Origin of the sequence: Pandoraea pulmonicola (genome assembly GCF_000815105.2) — a bacterium.
Classification (GTDB): domain Bacteria; phylum Pseudomonadota; class Gammaproteobacteria; order Burkholderiales; family Burkholderiaceae; genus Pandoraea; species Pandoraea pulmonicola.
Map to the genome: position 1 here is coordinate 747,141 of NZ_CP010310.2, position 22,635 is coordinate 769,775.

Annotated in this window: 23 protein-coding genes; 11 read left to right on the plus strand and 12 right to left on the minus strand. The window is 64.7% G+C overall.

Annotation, left to right across the window (positions count from 1 at the left end; genetic code table 11):
• The first annotated feature begins 9 nt into the window (after nt 1–9).
• Genes RO07_RS03335 through RO07_RS03355 form a run of 5 tightly spaced genes read left to right on the plus strand, consistent with a single transcriptional unit; the run spans nt 10 to nt 3,539 of the window.
• On the plus strand, nt 10–690 hold the full coding sequence (locus RO07_RS03335; RefSeq protein ID WP_039414131.1) for an amino acid ABC transporter permease: 681 nt from the start codon (nt 10–12) through the stop codon (nt 688–690).
• The gene (locus tag RO07_RS03340) at nt 680–1,342 is read left to right on the plus strand and encodes an amino acid ABC transporter permease (protein WP_039408060.1); all 663 of its coding nucleotides are present in this window, start codon (nt 680–682) and stop codon (nt 1,340–1,342) included. The genes RO07_RS03335 and RO07_RS03340 overlap by 11 nt, the downstream gene beginning before the upstream one ends.
• A gap of 34 nt (nt 1,343–1,376) precedes the next feature.
• On the plus strand, nt 1,377–2,336 hold the full coding sequence (locus RO07_RS03345) for an agmatinase (protein WP_039408062.1): 960 nt from the start codon (nt 1,377–1,379) through the stop codon (nt 2,334–2,336).
• Nucleotides 2,337–2,350: 14 nt separating this feature from the next.
• A complete protein-coding gene (locus RO07_RS03350; protein ID WP_174234888.1) occupies nt 2,351–3,079 on the plus strand; it encodes an amino acid ABC transporter ATP-binding protein in 729 nt (242 codons plus the stop codon).
• A gap of 46 nt (nt 3,080–3,125) precedes the next feature.
• On the plus strand, nt 3,126–3,539 hold the full coding sequence (locus RO07_RS03355; RefSeq protein ID WP_115088937.1) for a RidA family protein: 414 nt from the start codon (nt 3,126–3,128) through the stop codon (nt 3,537–3,539).
• Between the two features lie 100 nt (nt 3,540–3,639).
• On the opposite strand, the gene RO07_RS03360 is transcribed toward RO07_RS03355, so the two are convergent.
• The 3 genes from RO07_RS03360 to RO07_RS03370 all read right to left on the minus strand — a co-directional run bounded on the left by RO07_RS03360 (nt 3,640) and on the right by RO07_RS03370 (nt 6,210).
• Complete coding sequence (locus tag RO07_RS03360) at nt 3,640–4,203, minus strand: hypothetical protein (RefSeq protein WP_039408066.1); 564 nt, start codon at nt 4,201–4,203, stop codon at nt 3,640–3,642.
• A 365-nt stretch (nt 4,204–4,568) separates the two neighbouring features.
• A complete protein-coding gene (locus RO07_RS03365; protein WP_039414136.1) occupies nt 4,569–5,210 on the minus strand; it encodes a hydrolase in 642 nt (213 codons plus the stop codon).
• A gap of 136 nt (nt 5,211–5,346) precedes the next feature.
• Nucleotides 5,347–6,210 (minus strand): pirin family protein, encoded by an 864-nt coding sequence (locus tag RO07_RS03370; protein WP_039408069.1) that lies wholly within the window; start codon nt 6,208–6,210, stop codon nt 5,347–5,349.
• Nucleotides 6,211–6,322: 112 nt separating this feature from the next.
• Here RO07_RS03370 and RO07_RS03375 point away from each other — a divergent pair, with 112 nt between their 5' ends.
• The 4 genes from RO07_RS03375 to RO07_RS03390 all read left to right on the plus strand — a co-directional run bounded on the left by RO07_RS03375 (nt 6,323) and on the right by RO07_RS03390 (nt 10,463).
• Nucleotides 6,323–7,234: a LysR substrate-binding domain-containing protein gene (locus tag RO07_RS03375; protein WP_039408070.1), complete on the plus strand. Its 912-nt coding sequence runs from the start codon at nt 6,323–6,325 to the stop codon at nt 7,232–7,234.
• A gap of 246 nt (nt 7,235–7,480) precedes the next feature.
• Nucleotides 7,481–7,768 (plus strand): hypothetical protein, encoded by a 288-nt coding sequence (locus RO07_RS03380; RefSeq protein WP_039408072.1) that lies wholly within the window; start codon nt 7,481–7,483, stop codon nt 7,766–7,768.
• 266 nt (nt 7,769–8,034) lie between these two features.
• On the plus strand, nt 8,035–9,363 hold the full coding sequence (locus RO07_RS03385) for an MFS transporter (protein WP_039408074.1): 1,329 nt from the start codon (nt 8,035–8,037) through the stop codon (nt 9,361–9,363).
• 116 nt (nt 9,364–9,479) lie between these two features.
• Nucleotides 9,480–10,463 (plus strand): M14 family metallopeptidase, encoded by a 984-nt coding sequence (locus RO07_RS03390; RefSeq protein WP_039408076.1) that lies wholly within the window; start codon nt 9,480–9,482, stop codon nt 10,461–10,463.
• A 137-nt stretch (nt 10,464–10,600) separates the two neighbouring features.
• On the opposite strand, the gene RO07_RS03395 is transcribed toward RO07_RS03390, so the two are convergent.
• Nucleotides 10,601–10,990 carry a winged helix-turn-helix transcriptional regulator gene (locus RO07_RS03395; RefSeq protein ID WP_039408078.1) on the minus strand — a complete coding sequence of 130 codons (390 nt, stop codon included), beginning with the start codon at nt 10,988–10,990 and terminating at the stop codon, nt 10,601–10,603.
• Nucleotides 10,991–11,167: 177 nt separating this feature from the next.
• Between RO07_RS03395 and RO07_RS03400 the strand changes: the two genes are divergently transcribed.
• Entirely contained in the window at nt 11,168–12,169 is a 1,002-nt protein-coding gene (locus tag RO07_RS03400; protein WP_039408081.1) for an LLM class flavin-dependent oxidoreductase, read from the plus strand.
• A gap of 86 nt (nt 12,170–12,255) precedes the next feature.
• On the opposite strand, the gene RO07_RS03405 is transcribed toward RO07_RS03400, so the two are convergent.
• Entirely contained in the window at nt 12,256–13,524 is a 1,269-nt protein-coding gene (locus RO07_RS03405) for an NAD(P)/FAD-dependent oxidoreductase (RefSeq protein WP_039414138.1), read from the minus strand.
• A 136-nt stretch (nt 13,525–13,660) separates the two neighbouring features.
• The gene (locus tag RO07_RS03410; RefSeq protein WP_418303715.1) at nt 13,661–14,494 is read right to left on the minus strand and encodes an aldo/keto reductase; all 834 of its coding nucleotides are present in this window, start codon (nt 14,492–14,494) and stop codon (nt 13,661–13,663) included.
• A 574-nt stretch (nt 14,495–15,068) separates the two neighbouring features.
• On the opposite strand from RO07_RS03410, the gene RO07_RS03415 reads away from it, so the two are divergent.
• Nucleotides 15,069–15,641, plus strand: a complete 573-nt coding sequence (locus RO07_RS03415) for a cytochrome b (RefSeq protein ID WP_039408084.1) — start codon at nt 15,069–15,071, stop codon at nt 15,639–15,641.
• A gap of 49 nt (nt 15,642–15,690) precedes the next feature.
• On the opposite strand, the gene RO07_RS03420 is transcribed toward RO07_RS03415, so the two are convergent.
• The 6 genes from RO07_RS03420 to RO07_RS03445 all read right to left on the minus strand — a co-directional run bounded on the left by RO07_RS03420 (nt 15,691) and on the right by RO07_RS03445 (nt 22,614).
• Nucleotides 15,691–17,829, minus strand: coding sequence for a TonB-dependent receptor family protein (locus RO07_RS03420; protein WP_084072419.1), 2,139 nt, complete (start codon nt 17,827–17,829; stop codon nt 15,691–15,693).
• Nucleotides 17,830–18,159: 330 nt separating this feature from the next.
• Nucleotides 18,160–18,657: a DUF2946 family protein gene (locus tag RO07_RS03425; RefSeq protein WP_039408086.1), complete on the minus strand. Its 498-nt coding sequence runs from the start codon at nt 18,655–18,657 to the stop codon at nt 18,160–18,162.
• Between the two features lie 283 nt (nt 18,658–18,940).
• Nucleotides 18,941–19,633: an OmpW/AlkL family protein gene (locus tag RO07_RS03430; protein WP_052266987.1), complete on the minus strand. Its 693-nt coding sequence runs from the start codon at nt 19,631–19,633 to the stop codon at nt 18,941–18,943.
• Nucleotides 19,634–19,763: 130 nt separating this feature from the next.
• Entirely contained in the window at nt 19,764–20,393 is a 630-nt protein-coding gene (locus RO07_RS03435; protein WP_039408088.1) for a LutC/YkgG family protein, read from the minus strand.
• Nucleotides 20,390–21,814, minus strand: coding sequence for a lactate utilization protein B (locus tag RO07_RS03440; protein ID WP_039408090.1), 1,425 nt, complete (start codon nt 21,812–21,814; stop codon nt 20,390–20,392). The genes RO07_RS03435 and RO07_RS03440 overlap by 4 nt, the downstream gene beginning before the upstream one ends.
• A complete protein-coding gene (locus tag RO07_RS03445; protein WP_052266988.1) occupies nt 21,811–22,614 on the minus strand; it encodes a (Fe-S)-binding protein in 804 nt (267 codons plus the stop codon). Before RO07_RS03445 ends, RO07_RS03440 begins: the two co-directional genes overlap by 4 nt.
• Nucleotides 22,615–22,635: the final 21 nt, after the last annotated feature.

The window sequence follows — 22,635 nt, forward strand, 5'->3', positions numbered from 1 at the left end:
CCCGCCGCCATGTTCGACTCGCTTGGCCTGGGCGGCGTGATCGCGCCGTTTCTCGAAGGCGTAGTGTCGGGAACGGCGATCACGCTCGCGGCATCCGTGGTGGCCTTCGTGATCGGTCTTGCGCTGGGCGTCGCGCTGCTGCTCGCTCGCATCTCGCCGTTCGCACCGCTGCGCTCGCTCGTCGTGTTGTGGGTAAGCCTGATTCGCGGCACGCCGGCGCTGATTCACATGCTGATCGCCTACTACATGGTGCCCGCGCTCTTCGACATCTCGATCTCGCCGATCACGGCTGGCATCGGTGCGCTCGCCTGCAATACCAGCGCGTACATCGTCGAGATCCTGCGCGGCGCGCTCGGCACGATCTCCTTCGGGCAACGGGCCGCCGCCTACGCGATGGGCATGCGCGCCACGCAAGTCTGGCGGCACGTGCTGCTGCCGCAGGTGATCTACCGCGCGATTCCGCCACTCACGAGCGAATTCACGATTCTGCTCAAGGCGTCGTCGCTGATGTCGATCATCGCGGTGCCGGAACTGGCCACCGTGGCGCGCAACGCCACACTCCAGACCGACTTGCCGCTGCAGGTCTTCGCGATCACGGCCGCCGTGTACTTCGTCCTCTTGTTCTGTATTTCGGCCGCCTCGCGCGTATGCGAGCGCCGGGTCTCCAGGATGCTGCCCCATGGCCATTGATTTCTCCATCGTCAGGGAAGCGATTCCCGTCCTGCTCGAAGGACTGCGCATCACAGCGCTGGTGAGCGTCATCGGCATTCCGCTCGGCGTGGCGATCGGCATCGTCGCCGCCTACGCGGCGCAGTCGCACACGTTTCTGCGTCCCGTCGCACTGGGCTACGTCGAGCTGGTGCGCAACATCCCGTACCTGATCCTCGTCTACCTGTCGTTCTTCGGATTGCCGAAACTGGGCGTGAGCGCGATGGCCATGACGGTCGCCGTGGGCTGCACGGCGTTCTACACCGGCGGCTATTTCTGCGAGATCCTGCGCGCCGCCCTGCGCAGCGTGGCACGCGGTCAGACGCACGCCGCGCTCTCGCTTGGCATGACGTACTGGCAGACGCAGCGCCACATCATCGCGCCGCAACTGTTCGGCTTTCTCATCCCGCCAACGACAAGCCTCGTGATCATGATGTTCAAGGACTCGGCCATCTTTTCGGTGATGAGCCTGCCGGAGATGACCTATCAGAGCAACCTGCTCACGGCGAACACCTTCGCCTACGTCGAAGTGCTCGGCACGACGGCGTTGATCTACTGGGTCAGCAGCGTCTTGCTGGCCGGTGTGGGACGGCGTCTGGAAACCGTTGTCGGGCGACGCACCCGGCACGCCTGACGCCTTCCGAATCTCTCTACCGAAGGACACTCTCATGACGACCTATACCGTTGCCCCCCGTACCGGCCATCCGACCCTGCTGTACTCGGAACTCGATCTCGACATCGACAACCTCAAGGCGGATATCGCCGTGCTCGGCATGCCCTACGGCGCCCCCTACGCCGCATCGGACTTCAGCAACGATCAGACGAACGCGCCCTCGGCCATCCGCCAGGCAACCGATCGCGTGGTGCGCCGCCCGGGGCACTACGACTTCGACATCGACGGCCCGCTGCTGCAAGGGCGTACCGACATCCGCTTCGTCGACTGCGGCGACATCATTCCCGATCTGACGAAGCCGGGCGAGCACTACGCGCGCGCCGAAGCGGTGGTGCGCCGCATCGTGGCCGGCGGCGCCATGCCGATCGTGCTGGGCGGCGATCACGGCATCACCACCCCCGTGCTGCGCGGCCTCGACCAGAAGGGACCGATTACGCTCGTGCACATCGACGCGCATCTCGACTGGCGCGACGAGGTGAACGGCGTTCGTGAAGGGCTGTCGAGCCCGATCCGCCGTGCATCGGAGATGGCGCACGTGGATCGCATCATTCAGATCGGGCTGCGGGCACAAGGCAGCGGACGCCCGGAAGAACTCGTCGCCGCACGCGCCTATGGCGCCGACATCGTCACCGCGTACGAGCTGCACGACATCGGCATGGACGCCGTCCTCGCCCGCATTCCGGACGACGGCAACTATTACCTCACCATCGATGCGGACGGACTCGATCCGTCGACGATGCCCGCCGTCGCTGGCCCGGCCCCGGGCGGTGTGACCTTCGTGCAGGCGCGCAAGCTGATCCACGGTCTGGTGCGCAAGGGGCGCGTGGTCGGTATGGACATCGTGGAGATCCAGCCGAAAAAGGACGACGCCAATCAGATTTCGTGCATCACGGCCGGCCGTCTGATCCTCAACCTCATCGGCGCGTCGATCCGCGCGGGGCACTTCGACAAATGAGCACGGCACAACCCATCATCGAGATCCGCGACGTCGAAAAGTGGTACGGCGCGCACCACGTGCTCAAGCAGTGCTCGACGCATGTCGCCAAGGGAGAGATCGTCGTGGTGTGCGGGCCGTCCGGCTCGGGGAAGTCGACGCTGATCAAGACCGTCAACGCGCTCGAGCCGTTTCAGAAGGGCGACGTCCTGGTCGACGGTACGTCGCTCACGGCGAGGTCCACGAATCTGCCGAAGCTGCGCAGCCGCGTCGGCATGGTCTTTCAGCACTTCGAGCTGTTTCCCCATCTGGATATCACGCGCAACCTCACGCTCGCCCAGCAGATCGTGCTCGGGCGGGACGCCGGCGCCGCACGTGCCAAGGCGAGTGCACTGCTCGATCGCGTTGGCCTGTCGGCGCACGCGCACAAGTATCCAGGGCAGCTATCCGGCGGCCAGCAGCAACGCGTGGCGATCGCTCGCGCGTTGTCCATGGACCCCATGGCGATGCTGTTCGATGAGCCGACGTCCGCGCTGGATCCGGAGATGGTCAACGAGGTGCTCGACGTCATGGTGGAGCTCGCGCGCGAAGGCATGACGATGATGGTCGTCACGCACGAGATGGGTTTCGCCCGGCGCGTGGCCCATCGCGTGGTCTTCATGGAGGACGGCGCGATCGTCGAGGACAGCCCGACCGACGTGTTTTTCAACGATGCGGCGAGCCCGGCCGCCAAACGTTTTCTTTCGAAGATTCTCGCGCACTGAGACACCTCGCCGCGCGCCCCTATTCGACTTTTCACTACGAGACATCATGACGCATACCCGTATCCGCAAATTCAACACGCGCGACACCTACCCGGAGCAAAAGCTCGACAACGATCTATGCCAGGCCGTCGTTGCCGGCAACACGATCTACCTGCGCGGGCAGATCGGTCAGGATCTCGATACGCGCGAGTCGGTCGGCATCGGCGACGTGAGCGCGCAGACAGAGAAGGCCATGGCCAATGTCGCCATGCTCCTCGACGAATGCGGCAGCGAGCTTGCCGACATCTGCAAGGTCACGGTGTACATCGTCGACCCGCGCTATCGCGAAGCCGTCTACAACGTCATGGGCCGATGGCTGAAGGGCGTCTTCCCGGTGTCGACGGGCATCGTGGTGCAGGCGCTGGCGCGACCGGAATGGCTGGTCGAGATCGACGTGACAGCGGTGAAGCCGGCCACATGAGCCACGGTGACGCGCAGACGACGTCAGGCCGGTGGACATCACCGTCCTGATGCCGTACTCGATGCCTCGGGCTATAGGCTATAGGCCGCGCCGCCGATGCTCAGAACCGCCGCTTCACATACACCGACGCTCCGATGTCATGCTGTCCCAGCACCGGAATCTTGGCGCTGGCGGAAACCGTCCAGTCATCGGTCTTCAGCGACAGGCCGCGCTTGGGATCGGAGCCGAGCTTGTCGTCGGCGTTGTCCCATTGCACGAGCGAGAGCTTTGGTGTCGAGGCCGGGACGATGCTCAGGTAGCGCGACGGCGTTCTGGTCACGGGCTCGGCCGACGGCACGGCGGCCCAGCGGGCGTGCCCGTGATCGTCGGGCGGCGCGCCCGCGTTGATGGCTTCGATGTGTGTATAGAGGAGGGCGTTGTCGTCTGTCCGTGCGGCGATGTCCGGACCCGGACGGCCAAACGGGTACAGTGTGACGGGGGCGGCCGGGACCGCGGCGACAGACACCGGTGCGGGCGGCGGCGGCACATTGACTGGGAGCGGTGCCGGGCCAACGTTGGCCAACATCATCTTTTCGGATGATCCCAGTTTGACGTCATCCGCAACCGCCACGCCGGAGAGCGTGGCGATACAGGCGCCAATCATCCATTTGTTCAGGCACGTCATGGACATGCCTCCCGTGAAGGAATGAAACCCCTACATCACGAGCCCAATTTCTACCTTCGCACAACGAATCGTCTTGCGCGATCTTTGTGCAACTTCCGTACTTAGGAAGTGTAGTCAGTGATTGGCGGTGTGCCACCCCAATTTGTACCGATCCGCCCCACCTCGGCAGTCCCCGGAGCCCCAAGGCCCCGCCCGACACGCTGCTCCGGGCGAGGTGCACGGTGACGCTCCGGGTTTATCTCGGGTGGCGCGTGAGCGTGTCGCGCAGCGCCAGAACACGCCGTCGATCTTCTCGGTGCGGATGCTCAGTACCGGCACGGGGGCGGGGGCGGAAGATGGCGCCGGCAGCGGCGAAACGCCGCAGATCACTCGTTGCGATCGTAAGAGAATTGAATGCCCGGCGTGCCGCCCGTTTCGATGAACAGGTTGAGGAACGCAGGCACGGTCTCGCTGCGCTTCCAGTCACGCTGCAGTTCGCAGAACAGTTGCACGGTCGAGATCAACTTGCCGCCCGCCTGTTCGATGCGCCGCAGCGCGGCGTCGTGCGCTGCCACCGACGTGCCGCCTACCGCGTCTACCGGTACGTAGACTTCATAGCCTTCAGCAAGCGCATCGAGCGCGGGGAAGGTCAGGCACGCTTCCGTCCACAGCGCCGTCATGATGAGTTTCTTGCGGCCGGTTTCCTGCACCGCCTTGCGAAACTCCACGTCCTCCCAGCTGTTGATGCTGGTACGGTCGTAGGTCGGATAGCCGTCGAGCACCTTCCGAATGTGCGGCACCGGCGGTTTGTTCAGACCCGTTTTGACGTTGACGGTCGAATGCACGATCGGTAGCCCGTAGGCGACGGCCGCTTTGGCGCAGCCGACGATGTTGTTGAGCATCAGTTGCCGATCCATCGAAGCAATCGAATTCACCTGCACCGGCTGATAGTCGATGAGGACGAAGGTCGAGTTCTGTGGAGTCAGCAGGTGATCCGCCTTGGGATCGCGAATGGGTTCACTAGCCATGGTTGCATTCTTCATTTGCTGGCGCCCGCCATCATTCCGACGCAAGGGGAGTTGCAGCGGGTCAAGGGCGGTGCGGGCGCGATGACCGTCCTCATGTTGAAAAGCCCGACCTCGCAAGGGCAAGGTCGGGCCAATGTCAGGCGGCCAGGAAGCGGCCGCTGTTGAAGTCGTCGAACGCCTGACGGAGTTCGGCCTCGGTGTTCATCACGAACGGGCCGTAGCCCGCGATCGGCTCGTCGATCGGTTCGCCCGTCAGCACGAGAAGCATGGCGTTGCCATCGGCACGGATCGTCACGTCGCTGCCGTCGCGGCTTAGCAGGATCATCTGTGCTTCGCCGGCGTCCTGGGTGCCGTTGATGGTGACGCGCCCGGTCAGCACGACCAGCATGGCCGTGTGTCCCTCAGGGAGATCGAGCGTGACATCGGCGTTCGGTGTCAGTCGGAGGTCCCACATGTTGACCGGTGTGAACGTCTTCGCCGGACCCTTGGCGCCGAGCAGTTCGCCGGCGATCACGCGGGCCTTGCCGGCGCCATTCGGCAGATCGACGACCGGAATGTCCGCTGCGACGATGCCCTGATAGCCGCCGGGAGTCATCTTGTCCTTGGCGGGAAGGTTCACCCACAGCTGCACCATCCGGAACGGGCCGCCTGTCCTGGCGAAATCCGGGGCGTGGTATTCCTCGTGCAGAATGCCGCCGCCAGCCGTCATCCATTGCACGTCGCCCGGGCCGATGACGCCGCCGTTGCCCGCCGAATCCTTGTGCTCGACCTGGCCGTCGTACACGACCGTTACCGTTTCGAAGCCACGGTGCGGGTGCTGGCCGACGCCGCGACGCGCCGTGGTCGGTTCGAAGTCGTATGGGCCGGCGTAGTCGAGCAGCAGGAACGGGCTCACGTGCTGGCCGAGATTGTTGTAGGAAAACAGCGAGCGCACCGGGAAGCCATCGCCCACCCAGTGGCTGCGGTTGTTGCCATAAAGGCCGAGAATCGTCTTGCTCATGTTCCTCTCCAGTGGCGGTACCAAGTGCGCCGCGTGTTGTTATTCAATTTATATCTGGAACGATCGAAGAGAAAGATTGCATTTGCCGACGCACAGTCCTATAAATGGGACGATGCAAGACCTCAATGATCTCTATTACTTCGTCCAGGTCGTCGACCATGGCGGCTTTGCGGCGGCCGCGCGTGCGACCGGCCTGCAGAAGTCCAAACTCAGCCGGCGGATGCTCCAGCTGGAAGATCGGCTGGGCGTGCGTCTACTCCACCGATCGTCACGGCGGTTCTCGGTGACGGAGTTGGGGCGCGAATACTACGAGCGCTGCGTTGCGATGCTGGTAGAGGCCGAAGCCGCCGATCAGGTCATCGCAAAGGTGCGGGCCGAGCCGCGCGGCATCATTCGGGTGAGTTGCCCGGTCGCGCTCATCAACTTTCAGTTCGGGGCATTGTTCGCGCGCTTTCTTGCGACGTATCCGGAGGTCGAACTTCATCTGGAGAGTTCGAATCGACGTGTCGACGTGATTGCCGAAGGCTTCGACGTGGCGATTCGCGTGCGCTTTCCGCCGCTGGAGCCGTCCGATCTGGTCATGCGCAGGCTCGACACCAGCACGCAGTGCCTGGTGGCGAGTCCGTCGCTGATTGCCGGACGAACGATTCGTTTTCCCGCGGATCTGCATGATCTGCCGAGCGTGACGCTCGGGCCGCCGCGGCGCGACTATCAATGGCAGCTTCACCACGAGGACGGCCAGATCGCCAATGTGTCCCATGTGCCGCGGCTGGTCACGGACGACATGCAGGCGTTGTGCGATGCGGCCATCGCCGGCGTGGGCGTGGTGGCGTTGCCGACGATGATGGTGTGGCGACAGATCGACGCGGGGCAACTGGTGCATGTATTGCCCGACTGGCGCCCTCGCGCGGGGATCGTTCACGCGGTATTCGCATCGCGGCGAGGCTTGTTGCCCGCCGTTCGCACGCTGATCGAATTCCTGGCGACGGAGTGCGACGCGGCACGCAAGGAAGCCGAGGTGTAGGCGTACCCGGCGGCCGCACGGTTCCCGCTTGGCCGCAGGGCGTTCCGTGGCGTTTTTTTGCGTGATTTGCATGATTGTGGGCCACCCCGACATAGATGTTCACAGACGGTCACAAATCTCCAACACGGCGGCGCATCGGCCTGTCGCACAATACGATCGACCGCTTTCGGGTGCCCGGATGCTGCCCCGGGGACCACTGCGTCCGAAGTGCCGCGTCTGAACCTCTTTTTCGATAAGGTGTGACCCATGTCTACATTCCGCCGGTTGCCGCTCGTCGTCGCCGTCACGTTGTTGAGCTTTTCCGCGTTCGCGAGTGCCGAGCCCGCAGCGGCCAATGCCTCGGCCGATGCCGAGCACGGGCTGGCTCGCGAAGCAGCGCCTGCCCACGAAAGTTCGACGCAGCCGCTCCGGGTGGGTCTTTCCGACCCGGATACCCGACTGGTGCTGCCCTGGTTCGTTACGGAGCTGGTCGACGCCGTCAACGAGCGTCGGTCTTTGAGGGATGTCGCGGAAGGCCTCGCGCAAGGCGTCTGACCGCCGCCGGCCGGCCCTGCTCGGCCCGTGCCGGCGCGTCGATCGCGCCGACTTCATGACGGCGAGCCGTTTCCCGGCAAACTCGTTCCCCCGCCTCCCCAATCAGCACTTTTGCGTGCCGAAACGGCACGAAGCCTCATTTTCTCCCGCCTACACTCCGCTTCCTGAGACTGGCCGGTGGCCTGCGCGCCTCATGCGCCTCGTGCACTTCCAGCGCGGCCGCCACACACTTATCTTCAATGCCAGCCACCCCAGAGGAGCAGGGTATGACCAGCAGCAACGCCAAACCGGCACAACACAATCCGTGGCGCGAAATCTGCGCCGCGAGCATCGGCAACGCACTCGAGTTCTATGACCTGCTGATCTATGGCTACTTCGCCATCGTGATCGGCCAGTTGTTCTTCCCCGCGCACGACGCGACGACCTCGCTGCTGCTCTCTGTCGGCACCTTCGGCATCTCGTTCGTTACCCGCCCGCTCGGTTCGATCATCCTCGGCAGCTATGCCGACCGCGCCGGCCGCAAGGCGTCGCTCACGGTCTCCATCGGTCTGATGATGCTCGGCACCGCCATGATCGCGTTTGCACCGACCTATGAGCAGCTCGGCATTGTCTCGCCGCTCATCATCATCGTCGCGCGCATGCTGCAAGGCTTCTCCACCGGCGGCGAGTTCGGCGCGGCCACGGCCTTTATGGTCGAGCATGCCGACGCCAAGCGTCGCGGCTTCTTCGCGAGCTGGCAGATGTCCACCCAAGGCCTCGCCACGGTGCTCGCCGCCGGCGTTTCCGCGCTTCTCAGCCTGCTGCTCACGGCCGATCAACTGAGCGCCTGGGGCTGGCGCATCGCGTTTGCCGTCGGCCTGCTCATCGGGCCGGTCGGCCTGTACATTCGCCGCAACATCGACGAGACCGCCGACTTCAAGAAGCTCGGGGAGAAGCAACGTGAGAAGTCGCCGCTGCGCGAAGTCTTCGGCCGCGACCGCGCCAACATGCTGCTCGGCGCCGGTGTCGTTGCTGCCGCGACCGCGTTCAACTACGTCCACAAGCTCTACATGCCGACGTATGCCGTCAAGCAACTGCATATCCCCGCGACGTCCTCGTTCATTGGTGCGGTCGTGACGGGTGTGATGCTGATGATCGCCGCGCCCGTCGTGGGCCATCTCTCCGACAAGTTCGGCCGCATCCGCGTGATGCTCTGGGCGCTGATTCTCGTTGGCGTGACGACTTATCCGCTGTTCGTCCTGCTCAATCGCTATCCGACGTTCCAGACGCTGCTGATGGTGCAGGCGCTCGTCGGTCTGCTCATCGCCGTGAGTCTCGCGCCGCTGCCGGCGCTGCTCGCCGACATCTTCCCGACGAGCACGCGCGGCACGGGCCTGGCGCTGTCGTACAACTTCTCGGTGACGGTCTTCGGCGGTTTCGCCCCGCTGATCGTGACCTGGCTCATCGACGCTTCGCACAACAAGCTCGCCCCGAGCTTCTACGTGATGGCCACGGCCGTACTGAGCATCTGTGCCGTGATTTCGCTGGGCCGTCGTGTGCGCGCGGGCAAGATCTTCGGCGTCGCGCACGGCTCGGCACGCACGTCGAAGGCCTGACGGGCCGGTCCGCCCTCCACTCAATGAACTGATTTCCGCCGCAACGACGACGTCCGCCGCCTCCCCTGCGGCGACGTCGTCTTCTTTTTCGGCATCCCCTTGCGGAGCATTTCCCCATGACCACGCTCGAAGCGATCCGCGCCGCCTTGCCGGCGTACCCCATCGAAGTCTCGTTTCCCGATATCGCCCGCTGGCGCGAAGGCAACACCGGCATCGATTATCTGCACACATTCGACAGCGGCAAACCGGGCAAGCACGTGATGATTCTCGCGCTCACCCACGGCAACGAAGTGAGCGGCGCCATCGCCGTCGACGCGCTGCTCGCCGCGGGGATACGCCCGTCGGCCGGCCGTCTGTCGCTCGGTTTCGGCAACGTCGGGGCGTACGCGGAGTTCAACGCGGAGAACGCCGACGCCACGCGCTTTCTGGACGAGGACATGAACCGCGTCTGGTCGCCCGCCGCCCTCGAGGGCGAACGTCAAAGCCGTGAGCTAGCGCGTGCGCGGGCCATGCGTCCGTTCATCGATACGGTCGATCTGCTGCTCGACATCCACTCGATGCACGAAGCGTCCGCGCCGCTGATGATGACCGGCCCGCTGGAGAAGGCCGTCGCGCTGGCCGCCGAGATCGGCGCGCCGGAACACGTGATCATCGACAAGGGACACGCCAACGGCACGCGCATGCGCGACTACGGCGGCTTCGGCGATCCGGCCAGCCCGAAGAACGCGCTGCTCATCGAGACCGGCCAGCACTTCGCTGCCAGCGCACGCGACGTGGCGCTCGATGCTGCCGCGCGATTCCTGCTGCACGCGGGCGTAGTGTCGGAGGCCGAAGTGGCATCGTGGCTTACGCAGCCGAAGCCCGCGCGCCAGAAGTTCGTCGAAATCACGCAACCCGTGGTGGCGCGCTCGATGGACTTTCGCTTCTCGCAGCCGTTCAAGGGACTGGAAGTGATCGAGAAGGCCGGCACCGAGATCGCGCGCGACGGCGACGAAGTCATCGTCACGCCGTATGACAACTGCGTGATCGTGCAGCCGTCGATGCGCCACCTCGGCGTAAACGTCACGATGATGCGCCTGGGACGCCTGCTCGATCGCTGAGCGTCTGTCGCAACAATGCGGCGGGCCGGTGATTCACCGGCCCGTTTGTTTTTACGAGATGCCGCGGGCGCAGTTGGAACGTGCCGACGACATGATCGAGCCCACGACGCTCACCGCGACGAGCGCGATCAACGCGCTCACGAATCGGCAACTGTGGAGGAGGGCGCCGGTTTGCCGCGACGCAAGCTCAATTGGGCGAGCACGTCCGCATGCTGATTGCCCCATCGGTAGAGCATCTCGATCGGCTCGATGAACAGCTCGCCCAGCGGCGTGAGCGTGTATTCCACCTTGGGCGGCACCACCGCGTACACCTCGCGGTGAATCAGACCGTCGCGCTCCAGTTCGCGCAGGGTCTGCGTCAACATCTTCTTGGAAATGCCGGGCAGGCGGCGCTGCAATTCGCCGGTGCGCGTGGTGCCGCACTGCAAGGCGTAGAGCACCATGCTCGTCCACTTCACGCTGAAGAGCTCCAGCACGCGACGCGGCACGCAGGTTTCTTCGAAAACGAACGGCTCGGGTTTGCTCATGGTAACCAAATGGTGACTATTCAACTAAAGGGTGCCTACTGGGGATTTGGCGCCTTCGTCACTATACTTTGTGCCGATAGTGCGCGTCATCCCGTGAGCGCCGTGATCGCTTTGCCACCCAAGAGTGGAGGCGGGACGGTGACTGGTGCGAGCGCGCGCACATAAACGGAGAGTCCCATGAGCAGTTTGTCGAAGACGGCCATCTCGATGCTGGACCTGGTGCCTGTGCGCACCGGCGGCACCGTGGCCGAAGCCCTGAAACAGTCCACCGAACTAGCCCAGCACGTCGAGCGCCTCGGCTTCACGCGGTTCTGGCTGGCCGAGCATCACAACATGGACGGCATCGCCAGTTCGGCGACGGCACTGTTGATCGGTCATGTCGCGGGCAAGACATCGCGCATTCGCGTGGGCTCGGGCGGCGTGATGCTGCCGAACCATCCGCCGCTGGTCGTCGCGGAGAACTTCGGGACGCTGGCCGCGCTGTATCCGGGGCGAATCGACCTGGGGTTGGGGCGCGCACCGGGCGCCGACCAGGCGACGATGCGCGCGCTGCGTCGCGACCGGTTGTCCGACGGCGACGATTTCCCGGAGCAGGTCGCGGAACTGCGGGCGCTACTGGCGCCGGCACAGCCGGGACAGCGTCTGGTCGCCACGCCTGGCGCGGGCAGCGACATTCCGGTCTGGTTGCTGGGCTCGTCGCTGTTCTCGGCGCAACTGGCAGCGCAGCTGGGGCTGCCGTATGCGTTCGCGTCCCATTTCGCACCGCGATTCCTGTTCGATGCGTTACGTCTCTATCGCGATCTCTTCCGTCCGTCGGCGGTGCTGGACAAGCCGTACGTCATGGTCGGCGTACCCGTTGTCGCGGCGCCGAGCGACGAAGAGGCGGCGTTCCTCGCCACGTCGTCACAGCAGAAGATCCTGGCGCTCATGCGCGGCCAGAGTCTGAAGCTGCAACCGCCGGTGCACGACATGGACGAGCGCTGGGATCCGATGGAGCAGCATTCGGTGGAAGCATTCCTTGGCGTGGCGGTCGTGGGTGGCCCCGAGCGCGTGAAGTCCGGGTTGTCGCATCTGGTCGAGCGCACGCAGGCCGACGAACTGATGCTCGTCGCCGACGTCTACGACCCCGCGCTGCGCTTGCGTTCGTGCGACATCGTGGCGGATGTGTGGAAGTCCTGATGATTCACGGGCGGTGACGCGGTGATGGGGCGGCGGCGGTGTGCGCCCCTTTACATGGCGTCACACCTGCGCGCAGCCCTCGCAGCTCAGCGGAATCGACCGATGGAGAACGGCGCCAGGTCGATGGCCGGACGCTCCCCGCTCACCAGCGCCGCAATCGTGCGGCCCGTCGACGCCGCGGCGGTGAGGCCCACGTGCCCGTGCCCGAACGCGTAGAAGGCGTTCGGCACCTTCGACGCCGCGCCCAGCACCGGCAACGAGTCGGGCGTACTCGGGCGGAAGCCCTGCCAGCGTGCGCCATCCACGGACGTCGTTGATTTCACCCCTGGCGCCGCGCCGGGGAACATCTTGTGCAACTGGCTTAGCAGCAAGTCCGCTCGACGCCAGTTCGGCGGCGCTTGCAGGCCTGCGAGTTCGACCGTGCCGGCGCCGCGAAGGCGTCCGTTCATCGGTGTGGCGAACAGCTTGCCTTCGGCCCACATCACCGGCCGCGACGGCATTTCGGCCGGCGTCGGAATCTCGACGTGATAGCCGCGTTCGGTGTCGAAGACGATCCGGTCGCCCAGTTGACGCGCGAACGGGGCCGACCACGCACCGGCCGCCACGACCACTGTGCTGGCGGCTTCGCGTCCCCGGTCGGTATGTACCGCAACGGCATGCGCGTCGTTGGTCTCGATCGCCACGGCGGCGGCATCGACGACGCGCCCGCCGCGCGCCACCACGTGAGCGGTCAGCCGTGCGAGCAATGCGCCGGGATCCAGCGTGTGCCCCGTCTCGCCGATGTAGCGCGCTCCGACGAAGTCGTGCGACAGCGTCGGCTCCAATTCGCGCAGCGCAGTGGCATCCAGCGTCTCGATCTGCACCCCGTTCTCGCGCCGCAACGCCATACCGCCTTCATCGCCCCGCATACCGCTCTGCGTGGAGTACGCGATGAGGTAACCACGCCGCGTGACGAGATCGTTCGCCTCGGCTTCATCGAGCAGGGGTTGATAGGCGTCGAGCGCCGGGCCGAGCAGGGCGCGCAACGCCCGTGCCTGCGCCGCCACGCGCTCGGGCTGACTTGCGGCAATGAAGCGCAGCAGCCATGGCACCATGCGCGGCAGATATCGCCAGCGCAGCACCAGCGGGCCGTCCGGCTGCATCAGCCAGCCCGGCACTTGCCATAGCACCCCCGGCATGGCAATGGGGACGACCGAAGAGCCGTTGATGCACCCGGCGTTACCGAGCGACGCGGCCTGACGGGCGGACCGCCGATCGACGATGACGACGGCGTGCCCGGCACGCTGTAGATATGCGGCGGTACACACGCCGACCAAACCGCCCCCGATGATGACGACGGGACGCGAATCGTTCATGAAGCCGTCCTGCAAAAAACGAAAACGCCAAGTGTACTGCGTCGGTCGCTTTGACCGGGGCAAGGTCAAAATTGGCAGGCATCTCGGCGATGCGTCGTCATCGTCCCGGCACCGCGATGACAACCGCGGCGCGCGCTCATATCATCTCCAGCGGTCGCTTGCGCGAAGGCGCCTCGAAGTGGTGGTCGAGCATGGCGAGTTCGTCGGCGGTGAGGGCGATGTCGAGCGCCGCACGATTGGCCCGCACATGTTCGTCGGTGCCTGCCTTCGGTATCGCGATGACGCCCGGCCGGTTCAGCACCCATGCGAGCGCGATCTGCAATGGCGTGACGTTTCGCGCCCGGGCGATGTCGCCGAGGACGCCCTTTGTCGGCAGTCGCCCCTGCTCGATGGGCGAGTAGGCCATCATCGGCAGTCCGTGCTCCGCCAGCCACGGGATGAGATCGTATTCCGGGCCGCGCCGCGAAAGGTTGTAGAGCACCTGGTTCGTGAGGCACGCGTCACCTCCCGCGGCGTCGAACAGTTCGTCCATGTCATCCGTATCGAAGTTGCTCACGCCCCAATAGCGAATCTTGCCCGCGTCGCGCAGTGCTTCGAACCCAGCGATCGTTTCCTCGAGCGGTATTGCGCCGCGCCAGTGCAGGAGATAGAGGTCGAGCCGGTCCGTGCGAAGGCGAGACAGACTGCGCTCGCAGGCCTCGATCACGCCGCGTCGCGAGGCGTTATGCGGGTAGACCTTGCTCACGAGAAATACCTCGTCGCGAAGGCCGTCGAGCGCTTCGCCGACCAGCGTCTCCGTCGCGCCTTCACCGTACATTTCGGCCGTGTCGACGAGCGTCATGCCGAGCGAGACGCCAAGCCGCAGCGCCGCGATTTCGCCACGGCGGCGCTCGGGCCTCTCGCCCATCATCCATGTGCCCTGCCCGAGCACCGGTACCGATTCGCCACCCGGTAGAGAGATGCTTCGCATCATGTGTCCTCCTTGATCCTAACGCCCATTATCGGCCTGCACGTGGAGCCATGACCAGTCCAGTGAGGGCTTGGCGCAACACTTCGCGGGTCGTCCTATCGTTTTGGTCGGAGCCGTCCTAATCACGATACGGACGGCTCCGCTATTGCCTTCGGCCGTCGATTCTCTCGGATAGTTCACAACCCTTTTCTCCCTTTCCGGCGATACGCTTGTCTCACCGATGCGCACAGCGAATGTTGCTCCGCAGCGAGACGGCTCGGTGATGGCTCCGGCTGTGTGCGTCGGGTCTTTACGAGTGGGGGGCGGAAAAAAAGAAAGCCCCGCGAGCGGGGCTTAAAGGCCGATCCGAGTGGGCATCGGCCAAGGAGGTTGTTTGTCGGGAAGCGCGAGCGGATATCGTGTTCGCGGGCGTTCGAGACGTATTGTCGGCATTGGCTGGCGCCCTATGTGAAGGAGGAATCCGAATATCGGACAGAAATGTGAAGTAACAACCGTGACGTTTTGTGACCTTTTCGTGTGACGGGAGCGGAGCGATAATGCGCGAATCCCTGATAAAAAGAGGAGTTCCCACGAAATGGACAGTGCGATCAAGTTTCGTTCGCCCGGCTCGCCGTTATCCCCCATCGGGCGCTACGCCCCGGCGGCGATCTTCTTTCACTGGGCGGTCGCGCTGTTGATCGTGATCGCCTATGCGGCCGTCATCACGAAAGGCTATCTGCCGAAAGGGAGTGCTCCGCGTGCGTTGTCCATGACGATCCATGAATGGGCGGGGACATTGGCGCTGTTGCTGGCGGTGCCGCGCTTGCTGTGGCGACTGATCAAGGGGGCGCCGGCGTCATTGCCCGGTCAAGGCTGGCTGGTGCGCGCGAGTTCGACGGTGGTGCATCTGCTGCTGTATCTGTTCATGTTCGCGCAACCGATCCTCGGTTATCTGACGCTCAATGCCGGTGGCCATGTGCTCACGGTTCCGGGACTCGATATCGCCTTGCCGCAGTTCATCGTCCAGGATGACGCCACGCGCCGGTCTATCAAGGACATTCACGAGACGCTGGGTAACGCGTTCTATTGGGTCATCGGCTTGCACGCGCTTGCTGCGCTCTGGCATCACTACTTCCGCCGCGACGACACGTTGCGGCGGATGCTCTGAGCGTCGGCGCCGGAATGGCGCGACGCCCAGGAGTGCGTCGCGCCGCAAATCAGAACGCCAATCGCAAGCCTGCGAACACGCTTCGGCCGTCGCCTGGATAGAACACGGCGGTGTTGGCGGTGCGCGCATCCGTCACGGTGCTGAAGTCGGTGACGTAGCGCTTGTCGGTCAGATTGCGCGCGTCGACATAGAACGTCACGCCGCGCTGGATCAGGTACGACGCCTGCACGCCAAGCAGCGTGTAACCCGGCACCCGCATCGTATTGGCGTAGTCGACATAGGCGCCGGTCGGCACCCAATCGAGCGATGCCGCGATCTGGAAGCGATTCGACAACGCGTAGCCGAGCGTCGTGCGCAGGACGTTCGTCGGCACGCCAGCGATCCGGTTGTTGCCGTACTGCGGATCGTCGCGGAAACGGAAGTCGCTGTAGTTCCATATCTGCGCCAGCGTCACGCGATCCCCGGTGGCCGCCACGTTCTTGAACAGATCGACGGACGCACCGATTTCCAGCCCCTGCAGCACGGTCTTGTTCGCATTGAACGTTGCCGCCGGGACGTCGGGCCTTGTCGTGTACTGGAGCAGTTGGTCGCGCACGAGCGAGCGGTAGGCGGTGACGTCCCACGCGAAGCGGTCGAGCTTGCCGCGCGTGCCGGCCTCGATCGTCCACGCGTGCTGCGACGCGAGCGGTACGAAGCGCGACGTCGCACCGAAGGTTTGCGAGAGGTCGGTGAAATCGGGGACGTCGGCGCTGCGCGTGACGTCGATGAACGCCTGCACGTCCTTGCGCGGCTCCCACAGCAGACCGATCTTCGGATTGACGCCGGAGTAGGCGGCGCTCGTCGAGCGGTAGTTGGCGTCGCCCGGCATGCCACCGTAGTCGATGTACTGGCGCACGTCGCGATAGGCCTTTGCGCCGATCATCAGGCCGACTGTCGGCAGGAAGAACAGGCGGTTCTCGAAATATGCCTCGTAGTTGTAGGCGCTCTGGCGGGACGCCAGCGTCTGGGCGCCGCGATTGCCGTTCACGTTGACGTACTGATCGGCGCGCGTGTTGCCACCGAAGAACCGTGCGCCGACGATCAGGTCGTTGCGCATGCCGGCAAGCGTCAGGTTGGCCGTGTAGCGCGGGGCCACGCCGTACGTCCAGCCGTCCTGGTCGATGACCTGGAAGATCGGGTGGTACAGGCTCTTGTGAATGACCCACGAGGCGATGTCGAGCTGCCCGATATCGAAGCGGACGGTCGTCAGGTTACCGAGCCGTTCGGTGCGCGTGTTGCGCGCCTGGTCGCCGGAGACCGCCGATGCGGCGGCTTTGGTCGGATTGTTGAGCGCGTCGAACAGCGATAGCGTACCTGGCAGTTTCTGATCGACGATGTATGCGCCGAAGAAGAAGCGGGTCTCCACACGCGGCGAGAACCTGTAACCGACGTTGGCGTTGATCTGCGCGTAGTTGCCCTTGGCGTGGTCGCGATAGCCGTTCGAGCGATTGACCGTGACGGTCGCAAGCGCGTCGAGCGGCCCGAAGATGCGGGACATTTGCCCACTCGCGCGCACCGTGCCGAAACTGCCGCCATCGATACGGAACTGGTTGGGAGCGTCCGCGGTGTAAGCCGTCGGCGTGACGAAGTTCAGCGCGCCGCCGAGCGTGGTCGAACCGTAGGCAAGGCCGTTGCCGCCCTTGTAGACCTCGGTCGAGCGCAGGCCGAGCGGATCGATCTGGTAGTAGTCACCGCTGCCGTCGGCCGAGTTGGTGGGAATGCCGTCCTGAAGCAGCTCCAGGCCGCGGACGTGGTAGCCGCGAGCAATGCCGGAGCCGCGAATCGACACGCGCATTTCCTGCCCGTAGCGGTTTTGTACATAGACGCCAGGACTGTCCTTGAGCACGTCGCGCAAGTTGAAGGCGTAGGTGTTTTGATAGCTGTCGGCATCGATGAATCCGACGGAGCCCGCCGTCTGAAACAGGTTGGCCTTCTGGTCTTCGACGCTGGGTGAGGTGAGCGACTCCGGCGCCGCCGTCACGTTCGTGGCGGGGAGCGTCGTGGCGGCGCCGGCGTGGGACGCCTCGTTGGACACGCGCATGCCCGTGGTCTCGGGATCGTTCGTGAGTGCGTGCGCGGTGCAGCCCAGCGAAGCGAGGGCGAGCGCGATGGCCGTTTGCAACGGCTTCTTTGGTAGGGAACGTGACATGAATGTCTCTCTCGCGACCGCGCGGCGGCCGCCTGGTGATCCGGGGTGTTGAACGTGTGTCCTGCTGCAACGCGTCGTCTCGCGCTTTCGAGGTGAGTCGAAAGAAGTGGGCGAGTCGGTCGAGGCGGTGCTCGGGCGGACGTCTGCCGTGTCGGGTTGCTCGCGCGAAGGCCACGCCCGCGTCGACGTTCGTTTGCTTGAGGCGACGCGAATCCATCCAACGCGATGTGTGAAATGCCCACGACGGGCGGCACGGACGACAGAATTTGCCGCCATGGCGCGGCACGTTCGGCAAAGGTCTCCGGTCATCGACCGGAAACCGATGTGTGATCAGACGGCGAGCGAGGGCGGTGCGCGTGCGAGTGCGGCGGAGAAGCGGGCGCGCGGATAGTACGGCACCAGCACGCGAGGGGCGGCAGCGATGCCGGCCGGTGTGGCCGGCGGGAGAGACAGAAGGTCGGTGGTGACGAGCGGTTGATGGGACCAGAGCGTGCAATAGCCGCACTTTTCCCAGTGATCCGCGGAGGCGAGCGTGTGATCGCCTCCGCCGTGACTGCTGTGAAGCCCCTTGGCTTCGACCTTGGCGGGCGGTGCCTGGGCGTCGTCGTGCCCCGTATGGCCATCGTGCGCCGGTTCGCGCTGCGCGTCGGCGCGCGGGGTGGCGGACACGCCGAGAGCGGCTTGGGTGCCTTGCACCGTGCAGTAGACCGCAAACGGATCCTGCTGCATGGCGGCTCGCCACTGCGCAATCGCCGGCATGAGCGCTGCCAGCAGGATCGCCATCAAGGCGATCCCGAGCGCGACGCGATGCTGACGGAGCTTGCGCATGCCGGGGCCGGGTTAGGAGAGTGAAGAATTCCGGGAACCAAGCATTGTAGGGGCTGTCGTCACACGGCGTAAATGACTTGCGTTCTCATGTAGGGATGGCGCGACAATTTGCCGCATCTTCTGGCGCGGCAACGCCAACGAAGCCGATGGAGGCGAGCACGTCCCAAAAAAAGAGGGCGCCACAACCCCCCAGGCTTGTGTGGCGCCCCGCCCGGATCGCCGGAACGTCGGAACCCGGCGATCAGAACTTGCCGATGCGCATGTGTCGATCCGACCGCGTCGATCAGAATTTCACCCCGATACCCACGCCAACGATCAGCGGATCGATATGGAGCGTGCCGAGATCGGCGCCGGCGAGCGACGTATCGGTCTTCATCCAGATTTTCTTGATGTCGAAGTTGAAGAACATCGTCTTGGTCATCTGGATGTCGACGCCCGCCTGCAGGGCGGGACCGACGCTGTGGTTCTTGATGGAGATCGGCGTGCCGCCGGCGTTCAGGCTGCTGTTCCAGAAGCGCGTGTAATTGATGCCGGCGCCGACATACGGACGCACCTTGCCCGCGTGGTTGAAGTGGTACTGCAGCAACAGCGTCGGCGGCAGCACGTTCACGCCGCCGAGGTGGCCCAGGCTGGACGTGAGTTGATGGCGCGACATGCCGAGAATCAGTTCGACGCCGACGTTGTCGAGAATCATGTACGTGAAGTCGAGCTCCGGCACGATCGCGTTGTTCACCTTGACGCCGAGCGTCGGCAATACGCTTCCGCTTGCATGCGAGTCCGGCATGATGCCGATGGCACGCACACGCGCGAGAATGTCGCCGGCGTAGATGCCTTGCGAGCTGTCCTTGATGAAGCCGAAGGTCTTCGGTGATTCGATGTTGTTGCCGGTGGACTGTGCCGATGCGCCAGCGCTGAAAAGCGCGGCGCCGGCAACGAGCGCGGCTGCGATGGCCGTGGCGCCGAGAGAGTGCTTCATGATGATTTCCAAAGTCGTGAGTGAGCACGACCGATGGTAGAAGCAGCCCTCATCGCGCGACTTGATGCGCGTCAAGCGCGGGGAAACCCCGGCGTGGGATGCGACAAACTGTCGCGCCCACCGATGCAGTTCAACCGCGCGGCAACAGCACGACCGTCAGAGAACGCACGCCTTGTGCGCCTTGAATGAGCACCCCTTCGATGTCGGCTGTCGCGGACGGGCCGGTCACGAGCACTGCGTAACGCGCGTGGGCGAAGTCGGGTTGGCGGTAGATGTCCTGCAAGCCGTCGACAATGTCGCGAGGATCGAGCAACACGACGAGATGCTGCACCAGATAGCCGAGCGCATTCACGCCGTACTCCCGTTCCGAGAGCCACACTGAGCCGGTTTCCGCCACGCCGTAGCGGGCGCGCACGACACCCACGTCCACGTCGTGCAACGACGCTGGCGCACGCAGCACGTCGAGCGGCTCCGCGAGAGCCGCTTCGTGCGTCGCGCTGACGGGCGTCACGTCAGGGAACTGCCGTGCGAGCCACGCGGGCAGCGCCTGGACGCTGTCGAGGGCGACGAGCTTGCCGCCCATCGCAACGAGGCTCGCGCCGAAGCGCTCGGTTCGGTCGCCGACCGGTGTGTCGAAGACCGGGAGCACCGGCAGCGGAAATGGATCACGAGCGCCGTCCGCGGGGCGGTCGTCTTCGCGCAGTGCCACGCGCTGTGCGGCGCGTACGCGCACCAGAAATTCCTCACGCGATGTGTTCATTGGTCCTCCTCGTTGCAGGCAGTCGTCGACCTGCTATCGCCTGCGCGGCGGTTTGCGTCATACCAGTCGCGGAACGTTTGCGCTGGCGCTTGCGGCAGATCGCGGCCCTTGCCCCACGTGTTGAGCGGGTTGTAGAGCACGAGATTGGGCAGCCGGTGCAGCGCGGCATTCATCGACTTGACCGACGCCCGATAGAGCGCCGGATTGGCCAGCAGCTTGCCCGCGACCTTGATCAGATTGCGCTTGACGCGCGGCAGCTCGCCTTCTTCGGCCACGATCTGACGCCACCTGTACAACTGTTCGTGGATGTTGATGCGCACCGGGCAGACGTTGCTGCAACTGCCGTTCATCGTCGACGCGAACGGCAGTGCGCTGTAGCGCTTGAGGTCGTACGCCGGATTGAGAATCGCCCCGATGGGCCCCGCATAAGTGCTGCCGTACGACAGGCCGCCGCTGCGACGGTAGACGGGGCAGGTGTTCATGCAGGCGCCACAGCGAATGCACTTGAGCGAATACCAGAAGTCGTCCATCGCCAGACGCGCCGAGCGGCCATTGTCGACGATGACGAAGTGCATCTCGGTGCCAGGACGCGGCGCGCGAAAGTGCGACGTGTACTGTGTAATCGGAGAACCCAGCGCACTGCGCGAGAGCAGCCGCACGAACACACCGAGATCGGCCATGCGAGGAATCAGCTTCTCGATGCCGATGGAGACGATGTGCACCGGCGGCACATTGGCCGACAGGTCGGCGTTGCCTTCGTTCGTGCAGACGACGACCGTTCCCGTCTCGGCTACCGCGAAGTTGCACCCGGTCATGCCGGCGCCCGCTTCGAGAAAGGCGGGGCGGGTGGTCCGGCGCTGGCTCTCGGCGAGGTAGTGCACGTCGTCGTTTGCTGGATCGGTGCCGAGCGTGCGTCCGAAGAGTTGGGCGACGTCGCCGCGCAGCTTGTGCACCGCGGGCACCACCACGTGCGATGGTGGTTGTTTGTCCAATTGCTGGATGCGCTCGCCGAGATCGGTTTCCATGACCTCGATGCCGCGTGGCTCGAGATACTCGCGCAGCGCGCATTCGTCGGTCAGCATGGACTTGCTCTTGACGAGGGTGCGCACGTCGTGGGCGGCCAGAATCCCGTGCACGATGATGTTGTGGGCTGCCGCATCGAGCGCCCAGTGAACCTTCACGCCGTTGGCCTCGGCCTTTGTCGCGAACTGTTCCAGGTAGTCGCCCAGCCGTGAGAGCGTATGTTCCTTGATCTGCGACGCGAGCGTGCGCAGTGTTTCCCATTCATCGATGGACGCCGCCTGCGCATCGCGTTTCATGCGCAATTCCCAGAGGCGCCTGTCGTGAAACGCGACGTGCTCGGTCTTGGCGAGGAAGGCTTCGGCGTGCTTCGCGTGATCGACGCGCTTGCTTCCGCTCATGCGTTCACTCCGACAATCGTTCCCGCCGTGGCGGCGTTCATTACGTCGCCGGACGCGTCGACGCGCACGCCGTTGAGCACTTGCGCGATGTGCAGGAAGCGCATGGGCGTCGCGGTGCGTGCGGCGCAACCCTTCTGGTGCATCAGGCACGATATGTCGGCCGAGACGATGAACCGCGCACCGGCGTCGAAGTGGTCGCGCACCTTGTCTTGCCCCATTCTGACGGACACGGCCTGCTCGGACACGGAGAAGGTGCCGCCGAATCCGCAGCATTCGTCGGGACGACGCGGCGCGGCGAAGCGAATGCCGCGCACGCCTTCGAGCAGCGTGCGAGCTTTCGACCACGGCTCGCCGGGGATCTCGCTCGCCGACGCCGCATGCAGGTGACGGATGGCGCTGCAACTGTCGTGCAGCCCGACGGTGTGGGGGAAGTCCGTCCATGGAAATTCGCGGACTTTCAGCACGTCGTGCAGAAATTCCGTGAGCTCGTACGCATTCGCCCGCACGGCGGCCACCCGCTCGGACTCGCCGGCCGCCGTCAGGTGCCTGCGAACGTGATGCACGCAACTCGACGACGGCGCGACAATGTAGTCGTACCCGGCAAAGTTCTCGGCGAAGAGCGCCTCGGCGCCGGCGGCATCGGCTTCGCAGCCGTTGTTCGCGAGCGGCTGGCCGCAGCACGTCTGGCGGCGAGGGTACTCGACCGTCACACCGAGTTTCTCGAGCAATTCCAGTGTGGCGACGCCGACCTCGGGAAAGAGGGCATCGATGAAACAGGGAACGAACAGGGCCGCCTTCATGGGATTCTCCTGCGAGAGCCG